Origin of the sequence: Planococcus dechangensis (assembly GCF_042654465.1) — a bacterium.
Classification (GTDB): Bacteria; Bacillota; Bacilli; order Bacillales_A; family Planococcaceae; genus Planococcus; species Planococcus dechangensis.
The window spans coordinates 250914-270638 of record NZ_JBHSGL010000002.1 but is presented as its reverse complement, the minus strand read 5'-3'; the positions used below and the strand labels follow the sequence as shown (position 1 = coordinate 270638).

Here is a 19725-nt window from a genome sequence, read left to right as displayed (position 1 = left end):
GGATTTCGGCATGGACGAATGAATATGAAAAAAACCCGCCGAAATCGGCGGGTTTTTGTATTAGATATTCACTTCAACTTCAGCGGCTTCGCGCAATTCTTCGACACGTGCAAAAGTCGCTTCTTGTGATTTCTGTTCTTCTAGCGATTGGCGGATGGTCGGTTCCATTTCTTCATAAGGCGGCGCTTCTTCTTCAGAGCTTTCAACGAAGCCATCATATGCGGTTTGAACTTCTTCGTCGGTTACTTCTGGAGTATCGATTTCTTCTGCCAAATAAGTTTCATAGACCAACTGCTCGCGTAATTGCTCTTCCATCTCTTCCATAGTAAATCCAGTTTCAGCCAAAGCTTCGTTCATCGCTTCTTCGTCTTCGAAATTGGCTTTCAACTCTTCCATACGCTCTTCAACAACCGCGTCATCTGCTTCATGTCCTTTTTCTTTTGCATCCTGCAACAGCACAGCATTGCCGATTACGACAGACATCGCTTCATCTTGGATCAATTGAAGATTCTCTTCTGTGGAAGGGTCTTGTCCTTGTGCGGCCAATGTAGATTCGAACTGGCGGGCAACGCTATTGTAGACTTTTCCTTGGATTTCTTCGCCGTTGACGACAGCAACTACCTCATCTTCAGCAGGCAAGTCGAGCGCCGATTCGGCTGGGGCAGCTTCTTCAGTTTCAGGTGCCTGTTCGGTCTCTGGCGCTTGCGTTTCTTCTCCTGCTGCGGGCTCTTCATTATCAGAACATGCGCCGAGCACTAGGGCGAGGGCGAATGGGGCAAATACAAACTTCATTTTTTTAATCATATGAAAAACTCCTCTTTCGTCAGTCTCGTTAAAGTAAACCACATTTACGGGAGGGTTTCAAATTGTAGGCCGTGGCCTTTTGCGCGAACTACATTTTCTGTAATAATGGAAGTTATTATTTTTTCTGATAAAAATGCTCGCGCATACAGAAAAATTGTACTTTAATGTTATGATTATTTTTGGCAACTACTATTCATTCAATAGAAAACAGATTAACGGAGGGCTTACATATGGCAAACTTGGAGAACATCAAAGCACGGAAAACCTTGGATCAAATCCAGCCTTATTCACCGGGGAAGCCGATTTGGGAAGTGCAGGAAGAGCTGGGCTTGGAGCGCGTCATCAAACTTGCTTCGAATGAAAACCCACTCGGCCCGTCCAAAAAGGCAGTAGAAGCGATCAAACAAGGTGTCCTTGGTCTGAACCGCTACCCGGATGCGGATGCAAGTGAATTGAAAAAAGCCATTGCAACGGAACATGGCGTTTCACCAACACAAGTCATCCCGACTAACGGGGCAGATGAATTGATTACGCTTATTTCGGAAGCGTTTCTCGAACAAGGCGATGAAATCGTTGTGCCGTACCCGTCATTCAGTGAATATGATTTCGGAGCGCACATCATGGGGGCGGAAGTAGTAAAAGTTCCATTTACAGATGATTTCGCGTTCGATGTGGATGCGATGATTTCAGCAGTCACTGACAAAACAAAAATCATCTACATCTGCTCTCCGAACAATCCGACAGGTACCTATATGAAAAAACAAGACGTTCAAAAATTATTGGACGCAGTCGGCGACACCCTGGTCGTTTTTGATGCGGCCTACAGCCACTATGCTGATGCTGAAGATTACACGGACGGTCTCGAATTTGTCCAAGCGGGATATCCGCTGCTGACCTTGAAAACTTTCTCGAAAATCTATGGCATCGCCGGCGTACGCGTCGGTTTCGGCATCGCTGCGGATTCGATCATCAAATCCATACTGAAAGTAAAAGAGCCGTTCAACGTTAATTCCTTGGCGCAGCTTGCTGCAACAGCGGCTGTTGGAGACCGGGAACACGTCACAGAGTCGCACGATGCGAATAGCCGTGGGCGCGAGTATTTGTACAATGCATTTGAAGAACTTGGCCTCAGCTATACAGAAAGCATGGCAAACTTCGTGCTGGTCAAATTAGGGGACGAAGGCGAAGCTTTGTACCATGATTTGATGAAAAAAGGCGTTATTGTCCGTTACGGAAAAGGATGGGGCCTTCCGGAATATGTGCGTGTATCGGTCGGTACAGAAGAAGAAAATGAGTTTTTCGTTCAAGCATTGCGTGAATTGATCCAAAAATAAAGTTCGCACTGTGAGGATTTGTGCGTGTAAGCCGTCTGGCTGGGTTATTCCCCGGCCAGGCGGCTTTTCTTTTTGCCTGCTGCTCTGTTTAACCCAGGAAAGCAGCGGGAAAGGGGAGGGAAAAGCAATTTGAAAAGGATGAATTCTATGATTTATGATTGTGCGATTATTGGAGGGGGACCGGCGGGCTTAAATGCTGCGCTGGTCCTTGGCCGCTCGAGAAGAAATACCGTCTTGTTCGATGACGACCATGGACGTAACCTGGTGACGCGGGAAGCCCATGGGTTTATTACGAGGGACGGCATTTGCCCGGAAGAGTTCAAGCAGCTGGCATTTGAGGATATTAGTAAATATCCGACGGTAAAGACAGAAAACGAGCGCATCGTCAAGGTCGACCAAATTTCCAAAACCCATTACGCATTGCAAACTGCCAGCGGCAAAACATTCCATAGCATCAAAATCATCATCGCCGTAGGCTTAAAAGAACAGTTGCCGAATGTGCCGGATATCGAGAAGTTCTATGGCACTAGTTTGTTCAGCTGCCCGTATTGCGATGGGTGGGAAATGCGCGATCAGCCGCTTGCGGTCATTGCGGACAAACAAGTATTTGCGATGGCGAAAAAAATTTACACGTGGAGTCGTGATTTAGCGATATTTACGAACGGCGAAGGACGCCTTGAAGATGAGGACAAGCAGAAGCTGCTCGCAAAAGGCATCCGGGTTTACGAGGATCCGATCGATGGGTTAGAAGGCGAGAACGGGGAGTTGCACGGCGTTCGGCTGGAGGACGGGACCTTAATCGACCGAAGCGGCGGGTTTGTTACGCCACTTTGGAGCCATGCCACTAACTTTGCTACGCAGCTCGGGTGCAAACAAAACTCACATGGCGGGATAATGACGGATGATTATGGGCGTACGAATGTCTGGAATGTCTACGCGGCCGGAGACGCTTCGCTCATCGTGCCTTCTCAGTTGATCATTGCAGCCGGAGAAGGCAGTGCGGCAGCGATCGGGGTATGCGGAGACTTGACGAATGAATATTTTGAGGACATGTAAGTTTCGTTTCAGTTGCACCGCATGCCTAAGATGCATTAGACTTTAGGAAAACAAGCCGGGAGGCGAACCGAATGGACTCGCAAAATCTATTGTCCTCGATCACTTATGTCGACACGGAACGTTCGATAGTAGCCGGCCAAATGAAAATCATCCACACCGAATATGAAATTTGCCTATATGCAGACAAATTGACCGCACAGACAACACAATTCAATTTGACGCACGTTTGGGATATCTCCTATAAAACCTTTTCGGATGATGCCAATCTCCTGTATCTCCATACGCATCGCGGCGTGTTGACGTACAAAGTTCCAAAAGATCCGGACCGTTTCGTCAAGACTTTCAAAAAACTGAAAAATGCCCATTACTGAGAAGCGAAAATTCCGCCTTCTCTTTTTTTTTCGAGTAAAATGGGAAGAAAGGGGGAATACAAATGGATAACGGATATGTAGTCGGATGGGGAACACTCGCATTGATCAATGCCGGATTGGCGCAAGGAAAAAATCGGAGCGGGCTCATGTGGTTTTTACTATCGCTCCTGCTAGGCCCCATTGCGACATTTATTTTGGTAGTGCTAGATAAGTTGGCAGAAGAAGGGAGCGGGCGTGATGATTGAACCGATCAAGCTAGCAGAACGCTTTACCGATTGCGTCAACAAGCAGGATGTTGAGGGCGTGTTATCGGTGACGGATCACAATGTCGAATTGATCAGTCCTGGAAAATCAGCTGCAGGTCACGAAACCCTTGCCGAATGGGTGAGAGAATCAGGGATTCAATTGACGACAGTCAGGCAATTCGCCAAAGGCAATCAAGTGATTTTTGAACAGCTCGCCAAAAAACAAGGACAGCACGGTGAAACCCACATTTTTAACTATTTTGAAATGGACGATAAGAAAATCCACCGCATCGGTCGCTTTGACGAACTCGATGAAGCGTTCGGAGAAAGTGGATTGAGCGACAGTGATCAAGTAGACTAAACAAATGCTCTCCTGGAAGTTCCCGCGTGGAATTTGTTGGAGAGCTTTTTGATGGCTCAAGTTCTTATTAATGATAATAATTATCGTTTAAAAAAGCTGTGAAAACGCATTAATTGATATGTATTCTCAATTATAATTAATTATTCTCAATTACTTGGTTCGGCATTAAAGTTGTGCTATGATATCCACATTATAATAATTATAAATAAGAAACTTGAGAATTTAGGAGGTGTGGGCATGAGCACCCAGTACAAACCTGCAATCCACTTTCAGCACGTGGACTTTCACATTGGAGATATAGAAATTTTAAAAGATATTACCGGTTCATTTCCACAAGGCCGAATCACCACTTTGGTAGGGCCTTCAGGCGCCGGGAAGTCGACACTGCTGAAATTATGCAATGGTCTTATTTCACCGGCAAGTGGGGAGATTTTCGTAAAGGATAAAGCGATCGGCGAATACGATCCGGTGGAACTGCGCCGCATGGTCGGAATGGCGTTACAGAGTGCGCCAATGATCAGCGGCACTGTATACGAAAACCTGAATTTGCCTTTGGAGCTGCAAGGGCAGCAATTGGCGAAAGAAGATGCGCTTGAATTGCTTGAAGATGTCGGCTTGAAAAGCGATCTTCTTGAGCGCAAAGTAAAAGACCTGTCAGGCGGGCAGCGGCAAAAGGTTTCCATCGCAAGAACACTCGTCAACAAGCCGGAGATTCTTTTGATGGATGAAATCACTTCTTCGCTCGACCGCGCTTCAAAGCTCGAGGTCGAGGAATTGATTAGCAAGATCAACCGGAAGTATAAGACAACAATTATCTGGATTACCCATAACCTGCAACAGGCGCTCGAAATCGGCGACTATACGTGGGTCATGATGGACGGCCAAGTGGTGGAGACAGGCGAAAGTTCGCTGCTTGAAGATCCAAAAGAACCGCGTGCCAAGGAATTCGTGAAAGGGGTGGTGTCATGAGTTATTGGGCTTTATCATTGACTCTCATCTTTGTCCTCATCCCGCTATTATTGTCGAAAACATTGAATTTAGGGCTCGGCCGCGATATGACGGTGGCAACAATCCGTTCAATTATCCAGCTGCTTGCGGTGGGATATGTGCTGAAATTCGTCTTCGACTCGGAGAGCTTGATTTACATCTTCTTGATGGTCGCGCTGATGATTGGCGCTGCAACCCAAAATGCGCAGAAAAAAGGAGCGGCCATCCAAGGCATTGCTTGGAAGATTGCCTCCACTTTGATTTTTGTAGAAGTGTTGACGCAAGGGATCTTGATCGGCTTTAACATCACGCCGGCCACCGCCCAATACATCATCCCGATCAGTGGCATGGTTATCGGCAACTCGATGGTGCTGTCGATCCTGTTCTTGAACCGTTTTACGGCAGAAGTCGAAGACCATCAAGACCAGACCGAATTGATCTTGTCGCTCGGCGGTACGCCGAAACAGGCCATTCACCGCCAATTGATCAATTCGATCAAGGCGAGCATGATTCCGACAATCGAGAGCCAGAAGACGGTCGGCCTCGTGCAGCTGCCGGGGATGATGAGCGGGCAGATCATCGCCGGTGCTGACCCGATACAAGCGGTGCAATTCCAGTTGCTCATCATGTTCCTATTATTGACCACAGCTGCTGTGACGAGCGTTTTCCTCGGGTATTTGTCGTATCCGACTTTGTTCAATAAACGCATGCAATTGTTAAAAGGCTGACGCAATGTCAGCCTTTTTGTTTTGGGCCCAATTTAATTAGTGAGTGGGTAATGGATAATAGCTGTCGATTTCAAAGCGACCGGAACCGGGCAGACTTTCAAGCAATTCAGGGCCAAAGAGCGCAGCGGGTGTCCAACTGCCGCCGGAAAAATCGCTTGTGAGTAGGCGTCCTGTCACTTCGAGTGCACCATAGACGGTCAAATCGTAAACGTTCGCGGTATCAATGCGGCAAGTTTTGACGACCCCGTCCGCATTTTTCGCTTCACCCCAAATATGGGCTGCGGTTGCGGCGCGCTCTTCCTTGTCGGGGCCTGCTACGCGCTGGTCAATGAGATTTAGCATGAGTTGTTTCACTTTTTCGGTAGATAATAAAGGCCCAGCTGCGTTCAGGAGTCGCGCGGCTTTGGCGGCCAATTTCGGCGTAGGAATCCATGTCGTGATGTTCGGTATTGCGGTCGTGTAATAAGCTGTAGCAACGTCGCCCCATGGAATTGCCATGGCTGATTTCTTTCCGCGCCCGAAGTCTATCATCCGCTGATGTTTGCCGATCGGCACCGGCGTCAAGCGACCGTTCTGGCGGATAACATTGCCACCGCCAAGTCCTTGCACCATCGTTTTGAATGTGCCGGGGGAGATGCCTGAATCCGAATCGAATCCAAGTGATAGTTCTGTAGCATCCGGCAAGGCTTGTTTCAGCTTCAATGCTGTGCAATCCGTCGGGATGATGTCAAAACCGACGCCCGAACAAAGAATGACATTTTTGCGCTGTGCTTCTTCGTGCATGGAATGGGTATAGTTGAATACGCTGATTTCTCCGGTGATATCCAAATAATGCGCTTCGGCTTCTAGGCAAGCCTGGATCATTGGCTTGCTCGTTTGTTCGAACGGGCCGGCACAGTGCAGCACGAGTCCGATTCCTTTCAAATGCTGTGCGGTGTCTTTACCGAGTTCAAATATGCGATAGTCGAGTTCCAATGATTCAGCCAGTGCTTGAACTTTTTCTTTGTTCCGCCCTGCTAACACGGGACTCATGCCGCGCCTTACTGCTTCTTGTGCAATCAATTTTCCGGTATAGCCAGTTGCTCCGTATAGCAGCCATGTTGTCATATGCTGAGCCTCCTCGATTTTTGGCATCTTTAACTTGTGTTCTTCAAGAAGCAGGAAATTCCTGTCTCTTTATTGAAAGTAATAAGAACAACTTTCCAGAAAAAAGCGAACAAACGTTTGATTTTGGTGCTACTATCACGTAAACTGAGTGAAACGATCTGAAGGAGGAATTCTTTTATGAAGAATATTCATTTGATCCCGTTTCGGGTAGAGCAAGTGACGGCTACACCTCCACACATTCCAGAAGGTGTGCGGATGATTCAGGCCCCAGAATTATGGGCCGGTGGCGAAAAAGGCAAGGGCAATGTTATCGCTGTATTGGACACAGGCTGCCAGACAGACCATCCGGATCTTGTGGAGCGGGTGATCGATGGACGCAATTTCACGCACGATGATGAGGGAAACCCGGAGCAGTTTAAAGATTACAATGGACATGGCACTCATGTAGCAGGAACGATTGCAGCTTCCTTGAGGGAAAATGAAGGGGTTGTGGGCGTGGCGCCTGAAGCAGACATGCTCATCGTAAAGGTATTGGACAAACAAGGCAGCGGAACTTACGAAGGAATCATTGCAGGGATTCATTACGCAATCGATTGGCGCGGCCCACAAGGTGAGAAAACGACCATCATGTCGATGTCACTCGGCGGTCCGGAAGACCATCCTGAGCTGTATGAAGCAATCAAACGGGCCGTGGATGCGGGCATCCCAGTCGTTTGTGCAGCAGGCAATGAAGGGGATGACATTCACGACACTGACGAGTTTGCTTACCCAGGCGCTTACGGGGAAGTCATCCAGGTCGGAGCTGTCGATTTCGATCGGCGCATTGCGCCATTCAGCAATACCAATAATGAAATTGATCTTGTAGCGCCAGGCATCGATATTTACTCGACCTATTTGGACAGCCAGTATGCAAGCTTATCCGGCACTTCGATGGCAACGCCTCACGTGTCTGGAGCTTTGGCACTGATCCGCAACATCTCAGAGCGCGACTTTGACCGCAAGCTGACAGAAGCGGAACTGTATGCACAGCTTGTGCGGCGCACCATTCCGCTCGGCTATCCGAAGACAGCGGAAGGCAACGGGCTTCTGGCGCTCGATATTTTGAATAAGTTCGAGCAATTGTTCAGGATTCTCGGCAATTCCTATGCAAACCGGTTGGACAGATAAGTCACAGCGATTCAAAAAACCCCCGGACGGGAAGTCCGGGGGTTTTCGTTGCATTTTAATCCATCACTAGTTCATCCGTTTTCCGCTGTTCTGCAATCCACCAATCAATGTAGGATTCATCGAACAGGATCATATCGCCATAAGGCCGGGCATGCGGAATCGTTCGTTCTGACAGGAGCTTTATTATCTGATCTTCTGTCATGGGGTAACTTTTATGCTCCAGATATTCGAGCAATTTCGGTATTCCCTGGATTTTCCCCATTTAATCACCTCCCACAAAAGCCTCCTTGCGATGCAAAGAAAATTCAGTACGAGTTATTAAACAGGCTCATAAAAAATCTTATTCCCAAAATGCTCATTGGTCAAACCTAAAATCAACTTTTTTTTTAGAAAGCATATTATCGGATTGCGGCAAACTCCTCCCGCTGAATGCGCTTATATGTTAGAATTTGCCCATATGAATAAAAAACCAATTCGTCATTAAATGTGTTTTTTAGAAGAGAAGGTGCAAATAGATGAAAGTCGGAATAGATGCGGGTGGGACACTGATCAAAGTGGCCTATGCCGATGGGGGAGCCACTCATTTTGCAAAATACCCGATTGCCGAAATCGGCCAAGTAGCGGAATGGATCAACGGGCTGCAAAATTGCGAAGTATGTTTAACGGGAGGCAAGTCGGGTGTATTGGTTTCCATGCTTGAAAAATCCGTCCAGGAAATGGTGGAATTCGAAGCAACTCATTTGGGGGTTCAAGTATTGCTAGAACGCATGGGGAGAACCGATGAAGCTTATTTGGTCACCAATGTCGGCACTGGCACATCGATCCATTGCGTGCAAGACAATGCGCAAGAACGGCTCGGCGGCACGGGCATCGGCGGCGGCACGTTGATCGGCTTGAGCCACCTGCTGACGGGGATCACAAGTTTTGACGAAATCGTTGAACACGCCAAGCGCGGCTCGCGTGAACGCATCGATTTGAAAGTAAAGCATATTTACGAAGGCAAAGAACCGCCGATTTCAGGAGAATTGACAGCGAGCAATTTTGGCCAGGACTTGTTTTCCATCTCCCACGAGCTGTCAAAAGAAGAGCTTCTTGCAACCGTTATCGGCTTGGTCGGGGAAACGGTGAGCACGGTCAGTGTTCATGCAGCACGCCAATGCCGCAGCTCGACAATCGTCTATATCGGTTCGTCGTTCATCGACAATGTTTTATTGAAAGAAGTGGTGACGAGCTATACCATCTTGCGCGGCTCGACGCCTTTGTTCCCGGATAACGGGGAATATTCAGGAGCGGTCGGTGCACTATCGGTCTTGAAATAGAAAAAGAGCATCGTCTTGATGCTCTTTTTCTTCGTGGTTATTGATCAATGATTTCCAGCTTTTCACGGATGTCTGTGCGTGCTTGTTTTTCGGGGACGTGAGCAGGGTATCCCATCATCATCGTGGCGACGATTTTTTCACCTGGGCCGACGCCGATCGCTTCGCGGAAGACCGGATCATAAATCCAGTCGTTCGAACGCCAAATCATGCCGATTCCGCGCTGCCAAGCAGCCAATTGGAAATTTTGCAGCATGGAACTAAGCGCGCCGTAATCTTCGTCCAAGCGTCGTTGGCGCGGGTCGACCGGCATGATCGCCACAAGGTGTAGCGGGATATCCCGGAAATATTGGGCTTTGTTCAATGCTTTTGGCGGAATCTCGCCATCTGAAGTTTTCATCGAATCGAGAAACGCCTGGACGAACTTTTCTTTGCCGGCGCCTGCATACAGCTGGAAACGCCAAGGTTCGTTCACTTTATGATTAGGCGCCCATTTCGCGATATTGAGCAGCTCGATGATTTCTTCAACATCGACAGTGTCAGTTTTGAATTTTTTGATCGATCTTCTTTCCATGATCAACTGATCAATCGGATTCATCAATTTGAACCTCTCCTATCTTTTAAATGCTTTCGGTTAAATCCTACCACGAATGGCAAAAATCGTGTTGAAAATGACATATTGTGGCCTTTGGAACGCGGGATTTCTTGATAAAATATATAGCAAGGAGTGATTCGGAATGAAAAAAGCTGTGGTTATTGGCGGAGGCATTACAGGCCTTTCGGCGATGCATTATTTAGAGCGCATGAAAAAGCAGCACAGGCTTGAGTTGGAATTGGAGCTCGTTGAAAAAGATGAACAATTGGGCGGCAAAATCCGCACGGTTCAAAAAGGCGGATTCACAATGGAAGTTGGTGCAGATTCCATCGTTGCACGCCATGCCAGCGTATTGCCGCTAGTGGAAGAACTTGGGCTTAATGAGCAGATGGTCTATAACGGAACAGGCATCTCCTATTTGTATACCGATAATCAATTGCATGCCATCCCTAAAGATACGGTGTTTGGCATTCCGATGGATCGGGAAGCGCTGTTCAGTTCGACGCTTGTGTCAGACGAAGGGAAACAAAGGGCTTTGAAAGACTTTGATACGGTGAATGACCGCTTTACAAAAGACAGCTCCATCGGCGAATTTCTCGAAGCATTTCTCGGCAAAGAACTTGTCGACCGCCAGATAGCGCCTGTGTTGTCAGGGGTTTATTCAGGATCGCTGCGTGAATTGACACTGGCATCGACATTGCCTTATTTGATCGATTATAAAAATGATCACGGCAGCATCATCAAAGGCTTCGAGGCAAACAAGAAGACTTTCCAAGGAGCGGCCAATAAAAAATTCATCTCGTTTGATAAAGGGATGACCGTATTGATTGACACTATGGAAGCGCAGCTCGAAACAGCGCGGATCCGCAAAGGCATAGAGACGACTGCCTTGGAGGAGCGGGAGGGGCGTTACACATTGAGCTATTCCGACGGGACGGCAAGCGAAGCAGATTATGTCGTGCTGGCGGTTCCGCATCAAGCAGCTCAAGCGCTGGTGAGTGATGAAACCTTGAACGGGGAATTCGATCAATTGCTGAATTCTTCGCTGATCAGCGTATACCTCGGATATGAACTTCCGGATGAGCAATTGCCGGAAGACGGGACAGGCTTTATCGTATCGGAAGGAAGCGACCTCGCCTGCAACGCTTGCACATGGACGAGCCGCAAGTGGCCGCATACTTCTGCGCAGCACAACTTATTAGTGCGATTGTTTTACAAGAGCTCGAACCCGGTATACAGCGAATTGCAAAATAGCCCGGACGCTGCAATCGCCAGTAAAGCAAAAGAAGACATTAAAAAAAGCCTAGGCATTGAAGCAGAGCCCTCGGTGATCGAAGTGACGCCATGGCACGAACTTATGCCGAACTATCACATGGGCCATAAAGCCGCCATCACATCGCTCGAAGCCCGTTTGGCGGGAGCTTATCCAGGCATTTACTTGGCCGGGTCTTCCTATTACGGTGTAGGAATCGGCGCCTGCATCCAAAACGGCAAAGACTTGGCGGAAAAAATTTCACAGGCAGTAGCCGCAGCACAATAAAAGCTTGCACGGATTTTCCGTGCAAGCTTTTTTATAGCCGAATATTTCTTTGCGCGAAATCTTCGGCTGTCATCAAATATCCGATGAAAGGCAAAAAGCCCCGGAGTGTCCCGGAGCTTTCTTTTTATCTCATAGCATTGAGGCGTTTAAAGCTGTCGAAATGCTTGCCCCAATAGCTATCGTTCAAATTGGTGATTTGGACGCGGTCTCCGCCGGCGTGGATGAAGCTATTGTTGCCGATGAAAATACCGACATGCGAGATGCCTGGGCGATATGTGTTCTTGAAGAACACAAGATCGCCCGGCTGCGGCGAGCTGACAGTGAATGAGCTTGCATAATAGCCGGTTGTGTTCGTGCGGGGGATCGTGATCCCAGCGCGGTTATAAACGTAGAACAGGTAACCGCTGCAGTCGAATCCGCTCGCTGTTGTTCCGCCCCAAGCATAAGGGACGCCAAGTTGTGACCTGGCGATGGAAATCACTTGGCCGGCTTTGGAGGCAACTGGTGCCGGATTGGAAACTTGCACAGGAGACGATGGTGAAACTTGCACAGGAGACGACGGTGAAACTGTCGCTCCGCCTTGCATTCTCAAGGTTTGTCCAACATGGATGGTGCTTGAATTCAAGTTGTTCCAGCTCATCAATTGAGCCACGGAAACATTATAGCTTCTGGAAATTTTGCTGAGCGTATCGCCGCCGACAACGCGGTATGTACTAGTCGCAGGAGCCGGTGCCGGTGCAGTTACGGTTGGAGCCGGTGTGGGTGCAGAGACGACGACTTGCGCAGTACCAGCTACTTTAAGCTTCTGGCCGGGGTGGATAGTGGATCCGCTAATATTATTCAACTGCTGGATTTTGGCTACAGTTGTTGAGTGGCTGCGTGCGATGCTGGATAAAGTATCTCCAGCTTTAATGGTATAGGTGCCTGTTTGTGCTGGGGCTGAAGCGGCTGGAGCAGAAGGTGTAGGTGCACTGGCGGCTGTAGATGAAGTCAAACGCAATACTTGGTTCGGATAGATGGCATCTGAATTTAATTTGTTCCAACTTTTCAAGCTTGCAACGGATACTTGGTTGGTAGACGCGACTTTCCATAATGTGTCGCCCGGTTTGATTGTATACGAACTGGCTTCTGTATCTGTAGCTCCAATAGCTAAAGACAATACCCCAGCCGTGATTGCCATCCCTATCAATTTCTTCATGCTCATTCCCCTTTTGTGGTCAGCGCCTGTAATATTCGTGCGCGGTTTTATCTAAGTGTATTCAGTTTCATAAATATAGGCAATAAGTTTTATATTACATTTGTGTTACAAAAACAAAAGTCTTAACAAAAAGTTTTATATTGGTTATAAAAACCTCAATGGAAATTATTTCTTTTCTATATTCACCAATGTGGTGAAATCGCTGCTCTATTAAAAGAATTGTTGAAATATTTGTTCTAATCTGACATCATTGAATCAGCAGTCTGGTGAACGCCCGTTCATTAAAGAGGAGGAAAAAACAATGTATGCAACACTTGGGAAGATATTCGACCATACCGTTTCCTTGCACCCTAACCGCGAAGCTTTAGTGGATTTACGTAGAAACAAGCGCTGGACGTACGCCGAGTGGCGGGAAGATGTACATCGCTTAGCAAATGCGTTGACGCAAGCAGGCATCACGAAAGGCGATCGTGTGTCTACTTATCTCTTTAATAATCATGAACTAGCGACGGCATTATTTGCCTGCGCTAAAATCGGCGCTATCTTCAATCCGATCAACTTCCGGCTGAAAGCGGAAGAACTAGCGTTTATATTGGAAGATGCCAAGCCGGAAGTGGTATTGTTCGAAGCCGTGCTAGATGGCGTGGTCGCAAATATAGCGCCGCAATTCCCAGCTATTCAGTTTTGGACTATCGATGAGAAAACGCCGGATTTCGCGAAAAATTATCATGAGCAAATCGAAGCAGCCCCTAGCGATGATCCTGGGGTCGAAGTGGATGAAATGGATACGTATGCGATTATGTATACAAGTGGAACGACAGGGCGACCGAAAGGGGTCATTCATAGGCACCGAAGTATGGCAGAACAGAGCATGATGTGCATCGCGATGCTTAATACGACGAAAAATGATATCGGTTTGGTGGCAGCGCCGATGTTCCACTGTGCGGAGCTGCACTGCAATATTATTCCACGCGTACAAGCAGGGGCATCGAGCATCATCATGCACCAATTCGATCCGTTTTTGGCAATTGATACGATTGAAAAAGAACGAGTGACGGTCATGTTTGCAGTACCGACGATGTGGAGCATGATCGCTGAAATCGACGGTGCTCAGCAAAAAGTCAGAAGCTTGACGCGCGGTCTTTACGGCGCAGCGCCAATGGCTCCAGTGCTTGTCAAACGTGTTAAAGAAGTATTAGGAATTGACCTGATCCAAGCGTACGGCCAGACAGAAATGGGCCCGGCAATTACATTTTTGCCGGAAGAAGATCAATTGACGAAAGCTGGATCTGCCGGACAGCCTGCTTATAACCATGAAATCCGCATCGTGCGGCCGAATGAAGATGGGCCATCGGAGCCGGAGGACATATTGGCGCCATTTGAAGTTGGTGAGATCATCGTCCGCGGCCCGAGCATGATGGCGGGGTACTTCCAGCGACAGGATGCCACAGAAAAAGCGCTTTATAAAGGCTGGTACCATTCCAGTGATTTAGGCTATATGGATGAGGATGGTTATTTATATGTCGCAGACCGAGTCGATGATATGATCATCAGCGGCGGTGAGAATATTTATCCGCGCGAAGTGGAAGACGTGCTCCACGGGCATGATAAGGTGCAGGATGTGGCGGTGCTCGGCATACCTGATGAAAAATGGGGCGAGTCGGTGTTGGCGTTTGTCGTGGCGAAAGATTCGTCGCTGACTGAACAGGACTTGGAAGAGTTTTGTATCAATAACGAAAATCTTGCCCGCTACAAGCGGCCGCGGACTTATCTTTTTGTGGAAGTACTGCCGCGCAATGCGAGCGGCAAAATACAAAAATTCCTGTTGCGTGAGCACTATAAAGAGTTGTCGTCTTGAACAGGCGCTGAGAAAAGAGGGAACACAATGGTTAATATGAAGCCACTGGAAGAAACCATCATGGGAGTGCTCGGGATTGAATTGACCGAGCAGTCGGACGAACGAATTGTCGCGACGATGCCTGTCCATGCAGCAACGCATCAACCCTTCGGACTATTGCACGGTGGTGCATCCGTCGTGCTCGCTGAGACGGTGGCAAGTTTCGGGACATGGCACGCGATCGACAAGGATAAGGAAATTGCGGTCGGACTGGAAATTAACGCCAATCATATTCGCGGAAAAAAAGAAGGCATTGTGACAGCTATCGGGACGCCACTTCACAAAGGGCGCACAACAATGATTTGGGACATCAAAATTGTCGATGAAGAAGAACGGCTTGTTTGCGTATCGCGCTGTACAGTCGCCATCGTTAAAAATCCAGCTGAGTGAATGAAAGGCCGTGCCTGAAATGAAGGCGCGGCCTTTTGTTCGTCTCCGTTTCAGGCCTGTCCGGAGCTGCTGTCATGCTATAATAGCCGTACATAATAGAAAGCCGGTTTTCAGAAAGGCAGTGACAGGGTTTGAAAAGGGAGATTATGCGGAAAAGTATCGCGTTATTTGTCGACAAAGGATATAGTGCGACATCCATACAAGATATTGTCGACGCTCTTAGCGTGACGAAGGGCTCTTTTTACTATCATTACAAAAGTAAAGAAGCGCTATTGATGGACATCCACCAGCAATATATTGATGAATTACTGACGCATCAGAAAGCAATCTTGCAAACCGATGCCGCAGCAACAGATAAATTGGCCGAGATCGTCCATTTACTGATCGGCGATATGGAAAAACAGGGACCGATTGCCAATGTCTATTTTCGCGAATTGCGGCATTTAAAAGAAGAGAACGCCCAAGTGATCCGTAAAAAAAGGGCCGAGTTTCGTGAACAGATCGAAGCGGTGCTGGCAGAAGGCATAGGCTGCGGAGAATTCCGCCGGGAGCTCAATCCGAAAATGATTGCTTTTGCGGTTCTTGGCGTAACCAATTGGAGCTATCAATGGTTCCAGCCGGGAGGAGATCTGTCGACTACTGAACTCGCCGAGTTGTATACCGATTTTATCCTTCACGGCATCCTGCCCCCTCAGAATTGAAAAAGCCCTCATCCGCCTGCGAGCGGATGAGGGCTTTTAGCTGTTCAGCGCTGTTCCATTTCCAATAGATGACGTTTTAATGGCATGCCGCCCCGAAAACCACTGACATCGCCGCTTTTACGGATTACGCGATGGCACGGGATGAAAATGAGCAGCGGATTGGCGCCGACAGCAGAACCTGCTGCGCGGACAGCTTGTGGCTTGCCGACGCTTGCAGCAAGCTCAGAATAGGAAATGGTTTGGCCGTGAGGGATTTGCTGCAAGGCTTGCCAAATCGCCTGCTGAAAATCGGTGCCTACTGTATCGAATGGCAAGGAAAAACTTGGTGGCGATCCCATTAGCAAATTTTCAAGAGACGCTGTGTAGTCTTTGAGTGCTTGCGGGTCATGGGAGAATTGGGCGCCCGGGAAGCGCTTTGTGCAATGGCGCTTGAGTTCGTCGAGCCCTTCTCCCGGAGAGCCGACATAACAAAGCCCGCGGCCGGTGCGGGCGAGCGCCAGCTGAAAGTCGTCTTGTCCGCCAAAAGCCCAGTGGATGGTTTCTGTCATCACAATCATCCTTCCGTATCTTTTGCCTTTATTATACGCGCGTTTCGACCGGATTTCAGCTGGCAGATTTCCTGTTTGAGCTTCTGGCGAACGGGAATACGAGGGATAAGACATAAGGAGGGATCTACATGGCAAGAGACAAAAACAAAGAAAGACTGGAAGAAGAGCGTCGCGAGCAAGAATTGCGTGAAGAACAACAGGCTTTTAAAGAAGATGCCGGAAACCTCGACGATCAGAATCGCATGACAGACACACAAAACCAGCAGAAATAAACCGTTCAGTACAACGAGCCTGCGCACTAGAGCAATCTGGTGGGCGGGCTTTTTTCACTATCCGTGCAGTCATGGTAGTATGATACATAATACTTTTAAAGAAAGAGTGGTTTTCATGTTTGACACCCTTGAACAATTGATGCAAGAAAAAAGTATAAGCAGCAAACGTTCGGTCGCGTGGAAAAAGATCAGCGAAGAAGAGCGTTTGTCGGAACGCTTCCTGACCGATAATGCCCGTCATGTATACTGGCAGCTTGTGTCGAAACATCAAGCTTTGTCGGAAGCGTTCATTCGACACAATAGCCAATTGCTGTACTGGGATGAGATTCTTCGCCATCAATCCGTGTCGGAACAGTTCTTGGAAGAATTTGCAGATTCCGCTAAATGGCAACCGGCACAAGAACAGCTATCTCCTAAGCAACTAAAAGCGGTCGAAACACATGAGCCGTTTGATGAAGGTGAATACTGGCGTATAGTTTCGGGGAAGAAATTATCGCCTCGTTTTATTGAACGCCATCAGGAGCAGTTGGACTGGGAAGTGCTCAGCAACAGCCAGGAATTGCCGATGTCGTTAATCAACCGTCATGCCGACAAAGTCGACTGGCTCGCTGTCACACGCGGCCAAACTTTGACCGAGCGCTTTATCGAGAAATTTAAGGGGCAAGTGGAATGGGGAACGATTTCATTTCATCAAGAGTTGTCGGAGCGCTTTATCAACCGCCACGGCGACAAGATGGCTGCCATTTCAGCAGAGCAGCCGCGCTCTCAGGCTTTTCTTTATATGCACTTGGAAAAAATGGATCCCGAAACGATTCTCGCATGCCAAAATATCGGCGAGGCAAAGCAATACGAAGCGTTTAAAGTGTACAGTATTTCCCGCAATAGCCGAAAAAAATACATCGTGGAATTCAATCAATACGACGGCCTGGACTTTCCTCGTTTTCTAAAGCTCGACGATGAAGGTTTATATGATTTATTGGAAGAGTATGGCCTAGAGGGGAATGTCGAAGAAGACTTCCCGGAACTCCTATTCATTGAAGAAATGCGCTTTTGATGGCGACGCACCTGAGAAATCAGGTGCGTTTTTGATTTGTCGGATGGATTGTGGCAACGTCAACCGGTTTGTGTTTTTTTGCAGCGGGGTTATAATGGGAAGAAAAATTGAAAGTTGGGGAAAATGCATGGCGATGACGGACTTGACGATTGCAAAACAGGCGGTTATCCGGCCGATTCAGGAAATTGCGCAGCAAGCAGGGATTGCGGATGATGCTTTAGAATTATACGGGAAAAATAAAGCGAAAATCGATATAACAAAATTGCCGAAAACGACTGCAAACGGCAAAGTCGTGCTCGTAACGGCGATTAGCCCGACACCGGCAGGCGAAGGTAAATCAACGGTCACAGTCGGCCTGGCCGATGCGCTAAAAAGAAGCGGAGAGTCGGTCATGGTGGCGCTGCGCGAACCTTCACTCGGACCGGTCATGGGCGTCAAAGGCGGCGCAACAGGCGGCGGCTTTGCCCAAGTGCTGCCGATGGAAGACATTAACCTCCATTTTACGGGTGATATCCACGCTATCACTTCGGCGAACAATGCACTCGCTGCATTGATCGACAATCATTTGCACCAAGGCAATCTATTGCGTATCGACCCGCGGCGCATCACGTGGAAGCGGGCTCTCGATATGAACGACCGGGCGCTGCGCCATGTGACGATCGGGCTTGGTGGCCCTGCTCAAGGCGTGCCGCGTGAAGACGGCTTCGATATCACAGTGGCTTCGGAAATCATGGCGGTGCTATGCCTCGCCACGTCGCGTTCGGATTTGAAAGAGCGCCTTGCGCGCATGGTCATCGGCTATACGTACGACCGCGAGCCGGTGACGGTCAGAGACCTAGAAGCCCAGGGGGCGCTTGCCCTACTCTTGAAAGAAGCATTCAAGCCGAATTTGGTGCAGACGATCGAAGGTACGCCGGCGATCATTCACGGAGGCCCGTTTGCCAACATCGCGCATGGCTGCAATTCCTTGATGGCGACCAATACGGCGAGAAGCTTGGCGGATGTCGTCGTCACGGAAGCGGGATTCGGCGCGGACCTTGGCGCCGAGAAATTCATGCACATCAAATCACGAAAAGGCGGCTTCCATCCGGATGCGGTCGTCATCGTTGCGACAGTGCGTGCGCTGAAAATGCACGGTGGTGTCGACAAGAAAGAACTTGGCGCAGAAGATGCAGATGCTGTGCGCCGAGGCATTGTCAATTTGGCGAAGCATGTAGAAACGATACGCCAGTTCGGCATTGAACCGGTCGTCGCATTGAACCGCTTCACGGCCGACAGCGATACAGAACTCGCCGAAGTGATAGAATGGGCAAAAGCGGAAGCGGTGGCCATTGCGCTGACGGAAGTATGGGCCAATGGCGGTGCCGGCGGGATGGAACTTGCAGAACTCGTCAAACGCCAACTCGACAAAGGGGCAGATTTCACTTATCTCTACGCTGAGGAAGATGCCGTTGAAGAAAAGCTGCGGACCATTGTCCAGAAAGTATACGGCGGTGCGGATGTCCAATTGTCGGACAAAGCACAGAAGCAATTGGCCGAGTTGAAGAAATACGGCTGGGACGCGCTGCCGATCTGCATGGCGAAGACTCAGTATTCTTTATCCGACCAGCCGAAACTGCTCGGGCGTCCGGAAGGGTTCACGGTGACGATCCGCGAATTGATTCCAAAACTCGGTGCAGGGTTCATTGTGTGCTTGACGGGTGACATCATGACAATGCCTGGGCTTCCGAAAGCTCCAGCTGCACTCAATATGGATGTGTCAGAAGACGGGCAAGCGCTCGGTTTGTTCTAATGAAAACGATGGTTCAAATTGTGGATTATGCAGAGCGGGGCCAATCGCTGTATATTCAGCTTGCTGTCACAGACGGTGAAACTGAAAAGCGCATTTCCGGCGAAGTACGCTTTCTCGGCGAATTGTTGTACGGCGAACTGGTTCATGACAAAAAGTCGCCGCTATCGGAGCAGGCACGCATGGATACGATTGCTTATTTAAAAGCCCATTTCGGAAGATGAATTCCGGAGGGGGCTTCTTTTATCTTTGGTGACTGAATATT

23 protein-coding genes are annotated in these 19725 nt (G+C 48.6%); 17 read left to right on the top strand and 6 right to left on the bottom strand.

Translation table 11 applies throughout. The annotated features are described in order from the left end of the window. Positions 1–60 precede the first annotated feature (60 nt). Complete coding sequence (locus tag ACFO5U_RS01865) at positions 61–804, bottom strand: SurA N-terminal domain-containing protein (RefSeq protein WP_377276175.1); 744 nt, start codon at positions 802–804, stop codon at positions 61–63. A 230-nt stretch (positions 805–1034) separates the two neighbouring features. Here ACFO5U_RS01865 and hisC point away from each other — a divergent pair, with 230 nt between their 5' ends. The 7 genes from hisC (at position 1035) to ACFO5U_RS01830 (ending at position 5886) form a co-directional block, all read left to right on the top strand. Continuing rightward, positions 1035–2138, top strand: a complete 1104-nt coding sequence (gene hisC / locus ACFO5U_RS01860) for a histidinol-phosphate transaminase (RefSeq protein ID WP_377276173.1) — start codon at positions 1035–1037, stop codon at positions 2136–2138. A 147-nt stretch (positions 2139–2285) separates the two neighbouring features. Beyond that, positions 2286–3194, top strand: coding sequence for an NAD(P)/FAD-dependent oxidoreductase (locus ACFO5U_RS01855; protein WP_377276171.1), 909 nt, complete (start codon positions 2286–2288; stop codon positions 3192–3194). A gap of 71 nt (positions 3195–3265) precedes the next feature. Continuing rightward, positions 3266–3565 (top strand): hypothetical protein, encoded by a 300-nt coding sequence (locus ACFO5U_RS01850; protein WP_377276170.1) that lies wholly within the window; start codon positions 3266–3268, stop codon positions 3563–3565. Positions 3566–3627: 62 nt separating this feature from the next. Continuing rightward, positions 3628–3810: a hypothetical protein gene (locus tag ACFO5U_RS01845; RefSeq protein WP_377276168.1), complete on the top strand. Its 183-nt coding sequence runs from the start codon at positions 3628–3630 to the stop codon at positions 3808–3810. Then, positions 3803–4171, top strand: coding sequence for a nuclear transport factor 2 family protein (locus ACFO5U_RS01840; RefSeq protein WP_377276167.1), 369 nt, complete (start codon positions 3803–3805; stop codon positions 4169–4171). The genes ACFO5U_RS01845 and ACFO5U_RS01840 overlap by 8 nt, the downstream gene beginning before the upstream one ends. Before the next feature lie 237 nt (positions 4172–4408). Then, entirely contained in the window at positions 4409–5140 is a 732-nt protein-coding gene (locus ACFO5U_RS01835) for an ABC transporter ATP-binding protein (RefSeq protein ID WP_377276165.1), read from the top strand. Then, on the top strand, positions 5137–5886 hold the full coding sequence (locus ACFO5U_RS01830; RefSeq protein WP_377276163.1) for an ABC transporter permease: 750 nt from the start codon (positions 5137–5139) through the stop codon (positions 5884–5886). The genes ACFO5U_RS01835 and ACFO5U_RS01830 overlap by 4 nt, the downstream gene beginning before the upstream one ends. Before the next feature lie 36 nt (positions 5887–5922). Here the strand turns inward: ACFO5U_RS01830 and ACFO5U_RS01825 are convergent, their stop codons facing one another. Beyond that, entirely contained in the window at positions 5923–6993 is a 1071-nt protein-coding gene (locus tag ACFO5U_RS01825) for a saccharopine dehydrogenase family protein (RefSeq protein ID WP_377276161.1), read from the bottom strand. Between the two features lie 177 nt (positions 6994–7170). Between ACFO5U_RS01825 and ACFO5U_RS01820 the strand changes: the two genes are divergently transcribed. Continuing rightward, the gene (locus tag ACFO5U_RS01820) at positions 7171–8160 is read left to right on the top strand and encodes a S8 family peptidase (protein WP_377276159.1); all 990 of its coding nucleotides are present in this window, start codon (positions 7171–7173) and stop codon (positions 8158–8160) included. Between the two features lie 55 nt (positions 8161–8215). On the opposite strand, the gene ACFO5U_RS01815 is transcribed toward ACFO5U_RS01820, so the two are convergent. Then, on the bottom strand, positions 8216–8422 hold the full coding sequence (locus ACFO5U_RS01815) for a hypothetical protein (RefSeq protein ID WP_377276158.1): 207 nt from the start codon (positions 8420–8422) through the stop codon (positions 8216–8218). Between the two features lie 253 nt (positions 8423–8675). Between ACFO5U_RS01815 and coaW the strand changes: the two genes are divergently transcribed. Beyond that, on the top strand, positions 8676–9479 hold the full coding sequence (coaW, locus tag ACFO5U_RS01810; protein WP_377276156.1) for a type II pantothenate kinase: 804 nt from the start codon (positions 8676–8678) through the stop codon (positions 9477–9479). A gap of 37 nt (positions 9480–9516) precedes the next feature. Here coaW and ACFO5U_RS01805 read toward each other — a convergent pair whose 3' ends face one another. Beyond that, positions 9517–10074 carry a nitroreductase family protein gene (locus ACFO5U_RS01805; protein ID WP_377276433.1) on the bottom strand — a complete coding sequence of 186 codons (558 nt, stop codon included), beginning with the start codon at positions 10072–10074 and terminating at the stop codon, positions 9517–9519. A 139-nt stretch (positions 10075–10213) separates the two neighbouring features. Between ACFO5U_RS01805 and ACFO5U_RS01800 the strand changes: the two genes are divergently transcribed. Further along, positions 10214–11611, top strand: a complete 1398-nt coding sequence (locus ACFO5U_RS01800) for a protoporphyrinogen oxidase (RefSeq protein WP_377276155.1) — start codon at positions 10214–10216, stop codon at positions 11609–11611. Positions 11612–11735: 124 nt separating this feature from the next. On the opposite strand, the gene ACFO5U_RS01795 is transcribed toward ACFO5U_RS01800, so the two are convergent. Next, complete coding sequence (locus ACFO5U_RS01795; RefSeq protein WP_377276153.1) at positions 11736–12809, bottom strand: C40 family peptidase; 1074 nt, start codon at positions 12807–12809, stop codon at positions 11736–11738. Positions 12810–13110: 301 nt separating this feature from the next. Between ACFO5U_RS01795 and ACFO5U_RS01790 the strand changes: the two genes are divergently transcribed. From ACFO5U_RS01790 to ACFO5U_RS01780, 3 genes are all read left to right on the top strand, one after another. Then, positions 13111–14667, top strand: coding sequence for a fatty acid--CoA ligase (locus ACFO5U_RS01790; RefSeq protein ID WP_377276151.1), 1557 nt, complete (start codon positions 13111–13113; stop codon positions 14665–14667). 27 nt (positions 14668–14694) lie between these two features. Beyond that, the gene (locus ACFO5U_RS01785) at positions 14695–15096 is read left to right on the top strand and encodes a hotdog fold thioesterase (protein WP_377276149.1); all 402 of its coding nucleotides are present in this window, start codon (positions 14695–14697) and stop codon (positions 15094–15096) included. Between the two features lie 146 nt (positions 15097–15242). Continuing rightward, the gene (locus ACFO5U_RS01780) at positions 15243–15797 is read left to right on the top strand and encodes a TetR/AcrR family transcriptional regulator (protein ID WP_377276147.1); all 555 of its coding nucleotides are present in this window, start codon (positions 15243–15245) and stop codon (positions 15795–15797) included. 44 nt (positions 15798–15841) lie between these two features. Here ACFO5U_RS01780 and ACFO5U_RS01775 read toward each other — a convergent pair whose 3' ends face one another. Continuing rightward, entirely contained in the window at positions 15842–16345 is a 504-nt protein-coding gene (locus tag ACFO5U_RS01775) for a methylated-DNA--[protein]-cysteine S-methyltransferase (RefSeq protein WP_377276145.1), read from the bottom strand. Between the two features lie 128 nt (positions 16346–16473). Here ACFO5U_RS01775 and ACFO5U_RS01770 point away from each other — a divergent pair, with 128 nt between their 5' ends. From ACFO5U_RS01770 to ACFO5U_RS01755, 4 genes are all read left to right on the top strand, one after another. Continuing rightward, entirely contained in the window at positions 16474–16617 is a 144-nt protein-coding gene (locus tag ACFO5U_RS01770; RefSeq protein WP_377276143.1) for a hypothetical protein, read from the top strand. Between the two features lie 115 nt (positions 16618–16732). After that, a complete protein-coding gene (locus tag ACFO5U_RS01765) occupies positions 16733–17671 on the top strand; it encodes a hypothetical protein (RefSeq protein ID WP_377276141.1) in 939 nt (312 codons plus the stop codon). 127 nt (positions 17672–17798) lie between these two features. Then, positions 17799–19463, top strand: coding sequence for a formate--tetrahydrofolate ligase (locus ACFO5U_RS01760; protein ID WP_377276431.1), 1665 nt, complete (start codon positions 17799–17801; stop codon positions 19461–19463). Next, complete coding sequence (locus tag ACFO5U_RS01755; protein ID WP_377276139.1) at positions 19463–19684, top strand: hypothetical protein; 222 nt, start codon at positions 19463–19465, stop codon at positions 19682–19684. Before ACFO5U_RS01760 ends, ACFO5U_RS01755 begins: the two co-directional genes overlap by 1 nt. Positions 19685–19725 lie beyond the last annotated feature (41 nt).

Excerpts from the sequence above, each read along its gene's own strand:
- ACFO5U_RS01785 (WP_377276149.1), top strand. The coding sequence starts at position 14,695 with ATGGTTAATATGAAGCCACTGGAAGAAACCATCATGGGAGTGCTCGGG.
- ACFO5U_RS01755 (WP_377276139.1), top strand. The coding sequence starts at position 19,463 with ATGAAAACGATGGTTCAAATTGTGGATTATGCAGAGCGGGGCCAATCG.
- ACFO5U_RS01845 (WP_377276168.1), top strand. The coding sequence starts at position 3,628 with ATGGATAACGGATATGTAGTCGGATGGGGAACACTCGCATTGATCAAT.
- ACFO5U_RS01775 (WP_377276145.1), bottom strand. The coding sequence starts at position 16,345 with ATGACAGAAACCATCCACTGGGCTTTTGGCGGACAAGACGACTTTCAG.
- ACFO5U_RS01820 (WP_377276159.1), top strand. The coding sequence starts at position 7,171 with ATGAAGAATATTCATTTGATCCCGTTTCGGGTAGAGCAAGTGACGGCT.
- ACFO5U_RS01855 (WP_377276171.1), top strand. The coding sequence starts at position 2,286 with ATGATTTATGATTGTGCGATTATTGGAGGGGGACCGGCGGGCTTAAAT.
- ACFO5U_RS01865 (WP_377276175.1), bottom strand. The coding sequence starts at position 804 with ATGATTAAAAAAATGAAGTTTGTATTTGCCCCATTCGCCCTCGCCCTA.
- ACFO5U_RS01800 (WP_377276155.1), top strand. The coding sequence starts at position 10,214 with ATGAAAAAAGCTGTGGTTATTGGCGGAGGCATTACAGGCCTTTCGGCG.
- ACFO5U_RS01825 (WP_377276161.1), bottom strand. The coding sequence starts at position 6,993 with ATGACAACATGGCTGCTATACGGAGCAACTGGCTATACCGGAAAATTG.
- ACFO5U_RS01795 (WP_377276153.1), bottom strand. The coding sequence starts at position 12,809 with ATGAAGAAATTGATAGGGATGGCAATCACGGCTGGGGTATTGTCTTTA.
- hisC (WP_377276173.1), top strand. The coding sequence starts at position 1,035 with ATGGCAAACTTGGAGAACATCAAAGCACGGAAAACCTTGGATCAAATC.
- ACFO5U_RS01850 (WP_377276170.1), top strand. The coding sequence starts at position 3,266 with ATGGACTCGCAAAATCTATTGTCCTCGATCACTTATGTCGACACGGAA.
- ACFO5U_RS01780 (WP_377276147.1), top strand. The coding sequence starts at position 15,243 with ATGCGGAAAAGTATCGCGTTATTTGTCGACAAAGGATATAGTGCGACA.
- ACFO5U_RS01790 (WP_377276151.1), top strand. The coding sequence starts at position 13,111 with ATGTATGCAACACTTGGGAAGATATTCGACCATACCGTTTCCTTGCAC.
- ACFO5U_RS01770 (WP_377276143.1), top strand. The coding sequence starts at position 16,474 with ATGGCAAGAGACAAAAACAAAGAAAGACTGGAAGAAGAGCGTCGCGAG.
- ACFO5U_RS01765 (WP_377276141.1), top strand. The coding sequence starts at position 16,733 with ATGTTTGACACCCTTGAACAATTGATGCAAGAAAAAAGTATAAGCAGC.
- ACFO5U_RS01815 (WP_377276158.1), bottom strand. The coding sequence starts at position 8,422 with ATGGGGAAAATCCAGGGAATACCGAAATTGCTCGAATATCTGGAGCAT.
- ACFO5U_RS01760 (WP_377276431.1), top strand. The coding sequence starts at position 17,799 with ATGGCGATGACGGACTTGACGATTGCAAAACAGGCGGTTATCCGGCCG.
- ACFO5U_RS01830 (WP_377276163.1), top strand. The coding sequence starts at position 5,137 with ATGAGTTATTGGGCTTTATCATTGACTCTCATCTTTGTCCTCATCCCG.
- ACFO5U_RS01835 (WP_377276165.1), top strand. The coding sequence starts at position 4,409 with ATGAGCACCCAGTACAAACCTGCAATCCACTTTCAGCACGTGGACTTT.
- coaW (WP_377276156.1), top strand. The coding sequence starts at position 8,676 with ATGAAAGTCGGAATAGATGCGGGTGGGACACTGATCAAAGTGGCCTAT.
- ACFO5U_RS01805 (WP_377276433.1), bottom strand. The coding sequence starts at position 10,074 with ATGAATCCGATTGATCAGTTGATCATGGAAAGAAGATCGATCAAAAAA.
- ACFO5U_RS01840 (WP_377276167.1), top strand. The coding sequence starts at position 3,803 with ATGATTGAACCGATCAAGCTAGCAGAACGCTTTACCGATTGCGTCAAC.